At 42.1% G+C, this 12,765-nt stretch carries 9 protein-coding genes; 4 read left to right on the forward strand and 5 right to left on the reverse strand.

Going from position 1 to position 12,765, the window contains the following annotated elements; all coding sequences use genetic code 11:
- The first annotated feature begins 141 nt into the window (after positions 1 to 141).
- Positions 142 to 672 carry a hypothetical protein gene (locus P0M28_RS17620; protein WP_302203903.1) on the forward strand — a complete coding sequence of 177 codons (531 nt, stop codon included), beginning with the start codon at positions 142 to 144 and terminating at the stop codon, positions 670 to 672.
- A 22-nt stretch (positions 673 to 694) separates the two neighbouring features.
- Positions 695 to 3,007 (forward strand): SpoIIE family protein phosphatase, encoded by a 2,313-nt coding sequence (locus P0M28_RS17625; protein ID WP_302203905.1) that lies wholly within the window; start codon positions 695 to 697, stop codon positions 3,005 to 3,007.
- A gap of 63 nt (positions 3,008 to 3,070) precedes the next feature.
- Here the strand turns inward: P0M28_RS17625 and clpB are convergent, their stop codons facing one another.
- A complete protein-coding gene (clpB, locus tag P0M28_RS17630) occupies positions 3,071 to 5,683 on the reverse strand; it encodes an ATP-dependent chaperone ClpB (RefSeq protein ID WP_302203906.1) in 2,613 nt (870 codons plus the stop codon).
- 398 nt (positions 5,684 to 6,081) lie between these two features.
- Between clpB and P0M28_RS17635 the strand changes: the two genes are divergently transcribed.
- Both P0M28_RS17635 and P0M28_RS17640 read left to right on the forward strand, forming a co-directional pair.
- A complete protein-coding gene (locus P0M28_RS17635; protein WP_302203907.1) occupies positions 6,082 to 7,566 on the forward strand; it encodes a lipopolysaccharide biosynthesis protein in 1,485 nt (494 codons plus the stop codon).
- A 282-nt stretch (positions 7,567 to 7,848) separates the two neighbouring features.
- The gene (locus tag P0M28_RS17640) at positions 7,849 to 8,382 is read left to right on the forward strand and encodes a fasciclin domain-containing protein (RefSeq protein WP_302203908.1); all 534 of its coding nucleotides are present in this window, start codon (positions 7,849 to 7,851) and stop codon (positions 8,380 to 8,382) included.
- A 117-nt stretch (positions 8,383 to 8,499) separates the two neighbouring features.
- Here P0M28_RS17640 and P0M28_RS17645 read toward each other — a convergent pair whose 3' ends face one another.
- From P0M28_RS17645 to P0M28_RS17660, 4 genes are read right to left on the reverse strand one after another with little or no spacing between them, the layout of a single operon-like run.
- Entirely contained in the window at positions 8,500 to 9,393 is an 894-nt protein-coding gene (locus tag P0M28_RS17645; RefSeq protein ID WP_302203909.1) for a glycosyltransferase family 2 protein, read from the reverse strand.
- A 10-nt stretch (positions 9,394 to 9,403) separates the two neighbouring features.
- Positions 9,404 to 10,384, reverse strand: coding sequence for a glycosyltransferase family 2 protein (locus tag P0M28_RS17650; protein WP_302203911.1), 981 nt, complete (start codon positions 10,382 to 10,384; stop codon positions 9,404 to 9,406).
- Positions 10,377 to 11,621 carry an O-antigen ligase family protein gene (locus P0M28_RS17655; protein ID WP_302203913.1) on the reverse strand — a complete coding sequence of 415 codons (1,245 nt, stop codon included), beginning with the start codon at positions 11,619 to 11,621 and terminating at the stop codon, positions 10,377 to 10,379. Before P0M28_RS17655 ends, P0M28_RS17650 begins: the two co-directional genes overlap by 8 nt.
- Before the next feature lie 5 nt (positions 11,622 to 11,626).
- The gene (locus tag P0M28_RS17660) at positions 11,627 to 12,763 is read right to left on the reverse strand and encodes a polysaccharide pyruvyl transferase family protein (RefSeq protein ID WP_302203914.1); all 1,137 of its coding nucleotides are present in this window, start codon (positions 12,761 to 12,763) and stop codon (positions 11,627 to 11,629) included.
- Positions 12,764 to 12,765: the final 2 nt, after the last annotated feature.

The following is a 12,765-nucleotide window of genomic DNA, read 5'->3' on the forward strand; positions in this document are numbered from 1 at the left end:
ATGCATGAGGCAAAAATGAATACACCTGGAAATGGGCACTGCCGCAAATGTAAAAAAATCTACCAGCAATTAGCAAGGGCGTGATCTAGCATTTGAAAAAAAATATTATATACTTAACATATCAATCATTTTAGTTGTGGTATGAAAAAGATAGTAATAGGCGGAGCCATTTTAGTAACACTTCTGTCGGTGGCGGGCTACGCTTGGTTAGGTGGGTTTCAGACAGAAAAGATAAGCGAAGTATCTCACCCACGTCAGATAGTTTACGGAACTACGTACCAAGGTAAGTACGGCGACCTGAAGCTGCGGGAAATTGTAGTAAAGACGAAACAACTACTAGAAGACCCTACCCTTAGTGGCCGATTGGTTGTGGTGAACTATGATTCTACCGCTGCCTCGGAAGAAATTAATCAGCTTATCGGAATTATCACCTCAGATGCATCATCAGAAGCTTTACAGAATCTGACTCAAGACTCCTTAGCAGAAGGTAGTTATCTTCGGGTGCAATTATACGGCCATCCGGTGGTGCGTTCTACTCCTGAGCAGGTTGATCAGAAAGTAAAGAAATACGCCGAACAGCGACAACTCACCCTTGGGGAAGAGGTAATTGAGCATTACTTTGAATCCGATTCTATGTGGATTGAATATTCTGTTGAAGGTAAACAGCAATAGGTTCCGCTATTCGCTTGAATATATGACAGCCAAGTCCTACATTCGAGTAGAATTAACGAGCGATATACAGGTGATGCGGACAAAACTCATACAGTGGGGCTTTCTTTTGGTTAGTACGGGTTGGATGAGCCTTTCTTTTGCCCAAGTGCCCACCGCTGATAGTCTTAACATTATACTGGAACGAGCTAATTCTCTAGAAGAAGAGAGTGAGGTCTGGTTGAAATTGGCGGCATTTTACGAACAGTATGATTTAGATACTACGTATTACTTACTTCAACGAGCCAGAGGTGCAGCGCAGAAAGCAAACTACAATGACGGGCTGGCCGACACTTACGTTCGCTTAGCATCTTATTTTGCTCATTACCTTCGCCACAATAGTGATAGCTTACAGCATTATCTGAACCGGGGCATTGCTATTTATTGGGAGGAAGCCGACTCAGCCCAAGTGGCCAGTGCCTACCAACTAATGGCTCAAGCTACTTTTTCTAGCGATTACTATTCCATGGCAGTTCAGTACGCCGATAGTGCCCGGCTAATTTATGAGCAGCAAGGCAATCGATTGGCGTTGGCTGAGGTACTTTTACTCCTATGCGAAATTAGGAACCGAACGGGTAGTAATGTGCTGGCTCTCGATTATTGCATAAAAGCATCTACCCTGTTTACCAACTTACAGGTCGAAAAACACAAAGCCCGACTCAACCAAACAATTGGTATTATCAACCATGATGTTCAGAACTATGCCAAGGCTCGGGAATATTTATTGCAGGCTACGGAGTTTGCTCAACGTGATCAGGATACTAGCGCTCTCTCGTCGGCCTACATCGGTATGGGACGAGTTCACGTTGAAACCGAGAACTACGACTTGGCCCTTGAATCGTTCCGCAGGGTAATTAGTCTCAACCAAGATCGAGAGAATGTAAAGCTGGCTCGGGCTTACTATCATATTGGTCGCACCTATTTATTACAAAACCAATCTAAAGAAGCTATCCCGCTGCTGGAAGAAGCGTTGGTTCTGGCCGAACGGTTTGAGCATCGGTCGTTGCAAGCCCGCTGTATGCTAGAGCTAAGCAATGCGTACTACGCCCTAGATGATATGGAGCAATGCTTTAACTATCTCAATTTAGGCTTGGCTCAGACACCCCGCAATGCTATTGGGAGTAATGAAATACTGCGCGAGTACTATAAGCAATTGGCAAAATACTACGCGAAAATAGGTGATTTTGAAAATGCGCTCGTCAACTACGGTTTGTATGACCTAGAACGAAACTTGGCTTTTCAAGAGGAAATTGCGGAGCGATTTGCTGAGATGGAGACTTTTTACGAGACGGCGAGGAAAGATAATCAAATTGAACTACTTCAGCAGGAAAATCAAATCCAAAGTGAGCTGGCGAGTGTCCGCGAGCTAACCAACGTACTACTAATTGTTGGGCTATTACTTATGGGCGGGGTGGGAGCTTTGCTTTACAGTAAGTACGTTCTTAAAACCCGAGCCAATCAGAAGTTAGAGGAGAAAAAGCAGGAGATTGAACAGCAACGCGATGAAATTACGGTTAAAAATAAATTACTCGAAGAGAATAGTCGAGATATACGCGATAGTATTGAGTACGCGCGCCGTATACAATTATCGCTTCTCTCTGAAAAAGATGAATTAAAGCATCTCTTTCCCGACTCGTTTGTGTTCCATCGCCCCAAAGATATTGTGAGTGGTGACTTCTACTGGATTTACGAAACCGTTGATACAGTACTAATAGCTGTGCTAGATTGTACCGGACACGGTGTTCCGGGAGCCTTTATGACGGTCTTGGCTAATTCAGTACTTAACCAGATTGTACACGAAAGCAAGGTGCTGGCTCCGAACACTATTTTATCGATGATGGATACCCGAATTCAGGAAGCTCTGCGGCAAACTGACGTTGAAGGGACCAATGCCGATGGGTTGGATATTGCCATCTGCATGATTAACCGCCGTACCCAAGAAGTCTGTTACAGCGGAGCCCAGATGCCGTTATATTTCACGCATAATGGCAAGCTAAGCAAACTAGAACCCAGTCGTTACTTCATCGGTGGTGGATGGGTCACTGACAAATACTTTACAAATCAGTGCCAGCAATTGCAGCGAGGCGATATGTTATATATGGCTTCGGATGGTTATCAAGACCAGTTTGGTGGCCCCAACGATAAAAAGTTTATGCGAGGTCGTTTTTGTGACTTATTAACTAGCATACAACCACTGCCTACGCCGGAGCAGTACCAGCAAGTAGAAGGAACCTTCAACCGTTGGCAGGGCGAGCAAATACAGACCGACGATGTATTGCTAATGGGTATTCGGCTGTAGAAGAAAAAAAGCAGAGACTCTCACTGCCTCCGCCTTTTGCACCATTCTCAAACTATTTGGTTGTTATATCTTCACCTCGTCTAAATTGATGAATTTAACTTGCTGATCTTCGCCCAGCTCTATACCAACTACTGAGTCGCGACTGATATTATCGGCTAAAATTTCCTTCGATAATTTGTTCAATACCTCCCTTTGGAGTACTCGCTTTAGTGGGCGAGCCCCGAACTGTGGATCAAAGCCAATATCAGCCAAGTGGCTCAACACATCGTCAGTTGCTTCAACCTTGATACCATTTTCCTCCAGACGACGCTTAATCAAGTTGAACTGAATTTCTACAATCTTCCGCATATCTTTGCGAGAAAGCGGTCGGAACATAATCGTTTCATCAACCCGATTAAGAAACTCAGGCCGTACTGATTTTTTCAACAGTTCAAATACGTCCTTCTTGGTTTCTTCCAGCACTTCATCTTCATTGAACGGATTAATATCCTGAAACCGATCCTGGATTAGTCCAGAACCAATGTTGGTCGTCATGATGATGATGGTATTCTTGAAATTGGCTACCCGACCTTTATTATCGGTAAGCCTGCCGTCATCCAGCACCTGTAGTAAGATATTAAATACATCAGGATGTGCTTTTTCAATCTCGTCTAACAAGATTACTGAATATGGCTTGCGGCGCACGGCTTCGGTCAACTGCCCTCCTTCATCGTAGCCTACGTAGCCGGGAGGTGCTCCAATTAATCGGCTCACAGCGTGGCGTTCCTGGTACTCCGACATATCAATCCGTACCATGTTGTTCTCGTCATCAAACAAGAACTCGGCTAGGGCTTTTGCTAGCTCAGTTTTACCCACCCCGGTAGTGCCTAAGAAAATGAAAGAACCAATCGGGCGTTTGGGGTCTTGCAATCCTGCTCGGCTGCGGCGTACTGCGTCTGACAAAGCCTCAATTGCTTCTTGCTGTCCGGCTACCCGCTGGCTTAGTTTATCTTCCAGGTTTAATAGCTTTTCCCGCTCACCCTGTAGCATTTTAGCAACCGGAACGCCCGTCCACTTAGCCACTACTTCTGCAATATCTTCGGCGCTTACTTCTTCCTTTAGCAGTGAGCTTCCTTGTTGCATATCGGCTAGCTTTTGCTGTAACTCAGCCAGTTTTTGCTCACTTTCACCCACTTTCCCGTAACGAATTTCGGCCACTTGTCCGTAGTCGCCCGCTCGTTCGGCTTGCTCAGCTTCTACTTTGTAGCGATCTAGTTTTTCTTTCTCCTCTTGAATACCCTTAATTACAGCCTTCTCGTTCTCCCATTTAGCTTTCAGCCCTTTTCGTTGGTCTTCCAATTCAGAAATATCCTTATTAAGCTGGGCTTCTTTCTCTTTATCCTTCTCTCGCCGGATGGCTTCTCGTTCAATTTCTAACTGCATGATCTTCCGGTTTAGCTCATCCAACTCTTCGGGCAACGAATCAATCTCCATTCGTAACCGAGCGGCAGCCTCATCCATCAGGTCAATTGCTTTATCTGGTAGGAATCGGTCGCTAATATATCGGTTAGAAAGCTCTACGGCAGCGATTACGGCATCGTCTTTCACCTGCACTCCGTGGTGCAATTCGTAGCGATCTTTAATACCCCGCAGAATAGAAATAGCATCGGCGGTATCTGGTTCATTTACCATCACCGTTTGGAAGCGTCGCTCCAGTGCTTTATCCTTTTCAATGTATTTTTGATACTCTTTCAGCGTTGTGGCTCCGATGGCGTGTAACTCACCCCGAGCCAAAGCTGGTTTTAATAAATTAGCCGCATCCATGGCTCCTTCTCCACCACCACCGGCACCAATCAGCGTATGTATCTCGTCAATGAATAAAATAATCTGTCCATCAGAATCGGTTACTTCTTTAATTACTGATTTAAGACGCTCTTCAAACTCTCCTTTGTACTTAGCTCCCGCTACTAGTAGGCCCATATCCAAGGCCACAATGGTTTTGGTCTTTAGATTTTCGGGCACATCACCATCAACAATCCGCTGAGCTAGTCCTTCTACGATTGCGGTTTTACCCACACCTGGCTCTCCAAGCAGAATAGGATTGTTTTTAGTACGACGTGCCAAAATCTGCAAAACCCGGCGTATTTCTTCATCCCGCCCAATTACCGGATCAATTTTGCCCGCCTTTGCCAACTGATTCAGGTTTTTGGAATAACGCTCCAGCGACTTATACTTGGCCTCAGCGTTCTGATCAGTCACCCGATCACCCCCCCGCAATTCCTGAATAGCAGCCTTCAACTCCTTTTCTGCAAACCCCACCTGCTTCATTAACGAAGCTACTTTTTCTCTTCCTGCTAATAATCCGAGCAATATATGCTCCACAGCAATATACTCATCTTGAAAATCCTTCAAGTAACTTTCGGCTTTACGTAATGCAGCAGCACTATCATTAGATAGGTAAGGCTGCTGACCACTTACCTTGGGGTAGGAATGGATAGCGGTAGCTGTGCCATCATCTAGCTGCGTACGATTAATGCTTAATTTATTGAGCACAAATGAAATCATATTTTCATCGGCCTGAAGCACTGCTTTCAGTATGTGTCCGGGCTCAATAGCTTGCTGCTCATTGGTATTAGCAATAGTAGCAGCCTTTTGTATCACCTCCTGTGATTTTATTGTATAGTTTTCCAAGTTCATATACTAACCTCCTTTTTATGTCGTGTTTATTACCAATATATCAAAACTATCGCCAAAGCTACTTATCAGGCTTTTTATGCCATTTTGACATTAAAAAAGCAATTATTTTCATAAAATCAGCCAATATGACACTCGCTTATATCGTAGAGCATACTGATTCTCTATACTTAAATAGTGATTTTATGTTTTCTGCGTTTTGTTCAACATTTATATCTACTTTTGAGTAATATCTTAGTTGGGTGACATAATTCACTATCTTCTCGCTTTTTACTCTCCAACGGGTGTAATTTTTTCTTTGCTATCATTAGTCTACTTACTGTTACAAGTGCAGGTTGAGATGTGAGACCACGAAAAAGCCAGGATCATTATGTTCTGAGCATTTTCTCTTACTTTTTTTTATGAGATTACAAAACAGGATAGTATCAGGCTTAGGATGGACATCTCTAGCCTCATTTGGCTCTCAAGGATTGCGGCTACTTTTCAAATTAGTGCTGGCTAAGCTATTACTCCCCGAAGATTACGGTATTATTGGCATGGCGGCAGTCTTCATCGGATTTATAGAGGTAGTAAGCGAGATGGGGATGGTTTCGGCACTTATTCAACGGCCTAAAGAAAAGTTATACCCTCAGCATTATGCTACTGCCTTTTGGCTAAATGTAGCCATTGCTTTACTTGGTTATGTTCTGATTGTATTGGTGGTATCACCCCTAGCGGTATGGTTTTATGAGGAGCCCATTTTGGGAGAAGTTATGCCACTTTTAGCTCTGCCCTTTATATTTAATACCTTCTACGCCATACCGAAGGCTAAACTCAGTAAAAGCTTAAAATTTAAACCTCAGGCTATTGCAGAAGTAATGTCCGTGCTGGTTGGAGGAATAGTAGCTACTATTTTAGCTTTCCGAGGTTGGGGAGTTTGGGCGTTAGCATGGAATGGAGTCATGGTTTCTTTAGTAGCTGCCTCGATCTATTGGTTGTACGTGCGGTGGTTACCACAACTTGCCTTTAGCCGACAAGCTTTCCACGAACTATTTGGGTTTGGTAGTAAAGTAATGATTGAGCGAATCTTCCACTTTTTTACCCTAAACGTAGATTATTTACTGATTGGGAAGCTGATTGGTGGAGCCGCCTTGGGTGCATATACTTTAGGATTTGTGCTGACGAACACCTTAGTAAAGCAGCTAACTAACGTACTAAATAAAGTAATGTTTCCGGCTTACTCATCTATTCAGAAAAGTAAGGATGCCATTGCCAAATATTTTTTGCATACCAGCAAAATGAGCCAGCTAATCGTATTTCCGATGATGCTGGGGTTAGTGGTTTTGGCCAAACCGATCATCCAGGTGGGATTCGGTACTCAATGGATGATAGCCGTTACTCCCCTACAAATTTTAGCATTAGCTACTATTCTAAATGGTCTATCAGCCAATGCTACCGTTATTATGCGTAGCGTAGGGCGATCTGACCTATCCATGAAATTGAGTATTAGCTCAACTTTGCTATCTACTATTCCGGGAGTAACCGTAGGTGCTTTACTTTTTGGTATTAATGGTGCCGCAGCCGGCATTCTAATTGATCGGGTATTCAGATTCTTCTGGTACCAGAGAACTGTACATCGCCTCATTGGTGTACATTATTTAGCTCTTCTCAAAATGGCCTTTAGGCCATTCTTAGCTTGTTTGCTCATTGGTGGGCTAGCCAAACTACTGTATCACTTACATCCAGTTTCTGCTTGGCCTCATTTACTCATTGGTGGAACATTTATTAGTACTGGCTATTTGTGGTATCTGCTAAGTTTTGAGCGAGAGCTCCTTGATAAGGTTTTGGTAGTTACTAAAATTCAAGATAAAGTAGTTGCGCCAGTTATCAAGTACATCAACTCTTAGCGCAGGAGTATTACTAATAGGGTTACGGACTTGGTTCAATTGACCAACTTATAGCTTTTTCCTTTCTTTTCAATTGCTTTGTGTTAATATGAGTAAAAATTGTATAACAAAATATATTTTATGTTCAAATTAATTTTTATAAAAATTTGATAATCAGGTGATTACAATATAATTGTATATCTATATTAATTTTTTGTTAAAATTTCAATCAAATAAAGTTACACAAAACAATTGCAGACTCATCCTGTTAGAGAGATATTATTTTAACACAAAATTACGACTATGAAAACGAATGCATTTATTTTCTTCCTAGCTGGTTTGTTCATGACCACCTTGACTTTTGCCCAAGATGCCGGAGAGAAAGACATCGTGGCACTGGCTATGGAGCAAGACAACCTATCTACCTTAGTAGAGGCAGTAAAGGCAGCTGAACTAGTAGAAACACTACAAAGCGCAGGACCATTTACCGTATTTGCTCCTACCAACGAAGCATTTGCTGCTCTTCCTGCAGGAACTTTAGAAACTTTGCTAAAGCCAGAAAATAAGGACAAGTTGGTATCTGTTCTAACTTACCATGTAGTATCTGGTGAAGTAGCGTCTACTGATCTGTCGGATGGTATGGTTGCTACTACTGTAGAAGGTAGCGATGCTGAAGTAATGTTACAGGGCGGTGAGGCTATGATTGAAGGGGCTAAAGTAGTAGCTGCTGATGTGAAGGCTTCTAACGGTATTGTTCACATTATTGATGCAGTAATCTTACCTCCTAGTATGATGGAAACTGCTCAAGGTGAAGATGAGAATGAAGATAATGACTAATCTTTAAATCCTCAGATAACAAGAAGGGCTATTTGCGCTAAGCATGTAGCCTTTTTTGTTGTAAAAATCCACATCATAAATCGCAGAATTAGTGTTTCTGCCGAGTAGTTTGCTCAGTTAGTGCTGTACAGCAAACTTTGTATTTTTAAGCACCCAAGCTCTTAGGAAAGATACCGTAACTCTCAAGGTTTTAATGATAACGTAGCCAAATCTCAGAGGGCTATGAATCATACCGTAGTGATATCTAGTCACAAGCCGATTGGGCGATTTTATTGATTTTAAAGACGTTAGAAAAGTCTTCCAGGTTGGATTCATAATGTAACTAACTCCGGTGTTTTCTACAACGCTCATTACGATAGCTTTTGTTGCTACTTGCAACTTATATCCAGCATAAATTGCCCTTCTGCTAAAATCATAATCAGCCAGATACTGAGGAAATCGGTCAAAATCAAATAGGCCTATTTTATTGAATACTTCTACTGGAATGAGCATACCTCTTCCAGGCAAGGCATCAGAAGGTAAGTAGGTATACTTTTGCACTACTTTGTTATATCGATTCTCCGAAATGGTAGGCCGCCCCTTTGCGGTATATGGATTCCATTTTTCGCCCAAAAAGGCTACATGCTCTGGGTTGTTCAGGTGTACGGATATTGAACCTATTAAGCAGGGCTTATTCTGGTCATAAGCCTGTACCAATTCTGTTAGATAGTCTTCCTTAACTTCTAGGTCGTTGTTCAGAGCAAGAACAAAGTCAGATTCTGTTGCCTGTTTCAAAGCATGCTCGATGCCCATATTGGTAGCACCTGTCCACCATAAATTCCCATCGCCTTCCAATACAACAACATTGGGATATTCAGCGTTAACCTTCTCAGTTGTATTATCTGAAGACCCATCATTTACTACGATCGTCTGATAATTTGCATACTCCTGTTTCTCTAAGGTAGCCAGACATCGCAGTGTGTACTCGATATTATTATAGACGGGGATAACAATAAATATTTTTCGTTCCATACTCAATAATTTAAACTGCCACTGTGGCTAAATTTATTGCTAGACTAGTACCTCGAGTAACGTACTTCTCTCGCTTAATAGGAATCCCGAAACGATACAAAAGGGCTATCGCTAGCGACTTCACTACTTCTTTGGCGGAAACATCTACTTCTCGGTAGATCGATGCCGCTTTTACAAAATTAAGTTTAAGCATATATAGCCGGAAGAACTTTTTTTTCTCCCGCAGTAGGTAGGCATCATAAAACTTTCGGTAGTAGCCCTCTCCAAAGTGAGCCACAAGTTGAGGCTTCCACAGAGACAAAGAATTAGTAATACCGTTTATTCGCTTTTGATAAGAATTGGTCATCTTTACTCGAGAAATATCTATAGCCTCTGATGGTAAAGACAGGTATTCATCACTCGATTTTATATTAATACCCTGGAATGCCAGTGTCAACCACAGATCATGATCCACGCCGTTTTTTACCTGTTCATTATACCCGCCGTATCGCTGTAAAGTTGATGTAAAGTAAAATTGAGAAGCAACGGGAGGAGTATAGCCTTGCTGCACGTAATCAATCAGTGGCCCTTCTAATGACTGGTAATTTGCGTAGACTGTCTGCCCCAACGAATCAATGGTAATAGAGCCACAGCAGAAGCACCAATTTTCATCGTAGTGCCCGGCTAATTTGACAAATTCTTCCAGATAATTGGGTTTCCAAGAGTCGTCGTCATCTACAAATGTAAAGTATGTGCCCTGGCTATTGAATATTGCGGTATTACGGGCAGCCGCTAAGCCTTGGTTTTTCTCATGACGTATGTAGCGAATCCTTCTATCTTGATCTAACAGGTGGTGGACGTAATCTTCGGTTCCATCACTAGAGCAGTCATCAACAATAATGAGCTCAAGGTTAGCATACGTTTGGTTCAATACTGATTCAACCGCTCGATTCAGCATCTCTTTCCGGTTAAATGTAGTAATACAAACGGTTACCATCTTATCTTTAAGCATACGATACTGTCTTTTTGTCGTCTATCAATTCTTCTTCACTTCGCATGTTGGCAACGTATTGGCTTAGAAACACCAATCCCCAAAAAAAAGGTTTATCAAAATACCCTTCGGCAACCCCCATTCCTAAAATTAGAATGAAAAATACCACGCTAATAAAAGGGTGCAAATCAGAGTAATGCACTACCTGCCTAAAACTAAAAAACATAGCTCCAAAATAGATAAGCGAACCAACGATGCCCCACTGGGCTATCTGTTTGGTTAGTCCGTTATGCCTGGTTTTAACATCTAACGGATTATAGAATGTTTGCTCAAAGATACCCCGCCCTAAAATAGGGTATTTTACAAAGTCATCGTAATCCCATATGGCACTACTTAAGCGGGTATGCCCAACCTGATCGCTTTCAGTCATCATATCTTTCATATCCCCTCGGGATATTTCTTCATCTATTTTCTCACCGATAAATGGTAGCGCAACGTAGGCGTAAGCAAAAGCACCAAGTAAAATGGGTACGGTAACTATTTTTACCAGAAGCGTTTGATTCAAGAAGAAGTAAAAGAAAATTAATACTGCTAATAACAAGAAAACCGTGGTCGATAGGGTAGATAGCAACGTGATTATTAATATCACACTTTTTCGGTCTTTTAAGCTATTTGTGCGAGCCAAGTTAAACATTAGAGCAATCAGTAAATAGCCACCAAAAGCCGCAGGCTCCCAAAATGGCCCGCAATTGCGGTACATGCCACCAGGACGATCTAAATTAAGCTGATAAACAATCAGTGATTTAACCGAACCCCCTGGTTCAAAGGGCGGAGAAACCCCTACTGCACTAAATATACCATCAAAGGCACCAGTGATGAATAAAGGTATGAAGAAGAAAAAACTAGCAAGTGAGAAAAAAACAATAATGTCTACGAAATATGTGGCAAATTTCTGTTTGACAATTGCTAGAACAAAAAAGCCTACCGAAATTTTAACTACCAATCCGATGTACGTATTTCGGGGAAAATAGCTAAACCGTAAGCTGTGAAGGCAGGCTAGAATTAAGAAAGAAAACAGGATAAAGAAGAAATACCCACTAAAGCCTTCTCTTCTAAGCAGAAATATTAAAAAGGCGAATCCGAGAACACCAATCATCGGAATATCGCCATTAAAGAAGGGCATACCAGAGATAGCTGCTAGTAAATACACTAGCAGATAATCAATTGCTTTATTTTGCTCTGGTAACTGAATGGTCATGCTTCTTATTTCTTATTTGATAAACCTAATATCTCTTCTACCTCAGTCCACATTGCATTATTTAAACGTTGGTGTTCTGCAACTGTCGATGCAATATTATCTATCGCTTTTTGGCGAGATTCTCCTGCATCTAACTGCACTATTTTAGCTCGCACCTTTTGAGGATCATCTAGAGGAGAAACTAAGAAGTCTTGGCATTTGTATTCCTCCATCACCCGCTCAAATTTATGACTCCACCGGGTTCCTAAGCAGGGTACCGTTTGTGATAAAGTACTAATCAAACCGTGAAATCTAGAACTTATCACAATATGGCATTGAGAAATAACTCCCCTTAACACTAACGGATCATTATCGTAAACAATATCAATGGGTTTACCTACTAGCTTTTGTAACTCCTCGGCTACCGGATAATCTACCCGTTCGTGTACTAACACAAAGGGATTCATCCCCAACTCAGTAAAGCTGTCAAAGCATTCTTTGAGAAACGGAAGGTAACGTGGACCTATCTGATCATCAGTACTATCAATCATTCGGTGATTAGGAATGATACAAGCCTGACGAGGTTGTGGTCGATATAAATCGGTGACCTTACCCTTCAGGGCACCAGTAAAGTCAGGGGCTTGTTTGATTTTGTTTACGTGATGGTTGAGCGATGTAGCAAATTCGTAAGACGACTTATCGCGGGCGAATACCAGTTCTACATTATCCAAAAGCTTCCGAAAGGCCTCGGCTACTTTCTCATCTTTAAAAGTGCCTAACGATTGGGGCAACAAAACGATTTTTTTACCTTGTTTCTTCCAACGAGCGCAGTCATTTGCCATATGCTCTATCTTGCGGGGTCCCCATTGGTCACCGTAAGCAAACCCTGAAGCATCTATCACCGCATCAATTTCATCTTCCACTATTAATCCGTACTTCTTACGCAACTTCGCCGGAAATGTGGTGGTTAGCAACTGGTTAGTTGGATTAGCTAAACTCTCAAACCAAAAGCTCTGATACAGCCCTAATGACGCTCTTTTCTTGTACTCTGCTACCTTGGGCAGTAGTGTTATATCGTCTTTACCCTGCAAGCGATCAATAATTGCGTGTAGCATAAGACCGTCTCCCTTGTTTGTATAGTTTCCGATTTTAAGATGGATCATTA

Origin of the sequence: Tunicatimonas pelagia (assembly GCF_030506325.1) — a bacterium.
Lineage (GTDB): Bacteria > Bacteroidota > Bacteroidia > Cytophagales > Cyclobacteriaceae > Tunicatimonas > Tunicatimonas pelagia.

Bases quoted from the DNA above. Each gene is read 5' to 3' on its own strand.
- P0M28_RS17655 (WP_302203913.1), bottom strand. From the start codon at position 11,621: ATGACCATTCAGTTACCAGAGCAAAATAAAGCAATTGATTATCTGCTA.
- P0M28_RS17660 (WP_302203914.1), bottom strand. From the start codon at position 12,763: ATGATCCATCTTAAAATCGGAAACTATACAAACAAGGGAGACGGTCTT.
- P0M28_RS17650 (WP_302203911.1), bottom strand. From the start codon at position 10,384: ATGCTTAAAGATAAGATGGTAACCGTTTGTATTACTACATTTAACCGG.
- P0M28_RS17635 (WP_302203907.1), top strand. From the start codon at position 6,082: ATGAGATTACAAAACAGGATAGTATCAGGCTTAGGATGGACATCTCTA.
- P0M28_RS17625 (WP_302203905.1), top strand. From the start codon at position 695: ATGACAGCCAAGTCCTACATTCGAGTAGAATTAACGAGCGATATACAG.
- P0M28_RS17640 (WP_302203908.1), top strand. From the start codon at position 7,849: ATGAAAACGAATGCATTTATTTTCTTCCTAGCTGGTTTGTTCATGACC.
- clpB (WP_302203906.1), bottom strand. From the start codon at position 5,683: ATGAACTTGGAAAACTATACAATAAAATCACAGGAGGTGATACAAAAG.
- P0M28_RS17620 (WP_302203903.1), top strand. From the start codon at position 142: ATGAAAAAGATAGTAATAGGCGGAGCCATTTTAGTAACACTTCTGTCG.
- P0M28_RS17645 (WP_302203909.1), bottom strand. From the start codon at position 9,393: ATGGAACGAAAAATATTTATTGTTATCCCCGTCTATAATAATATCGAG.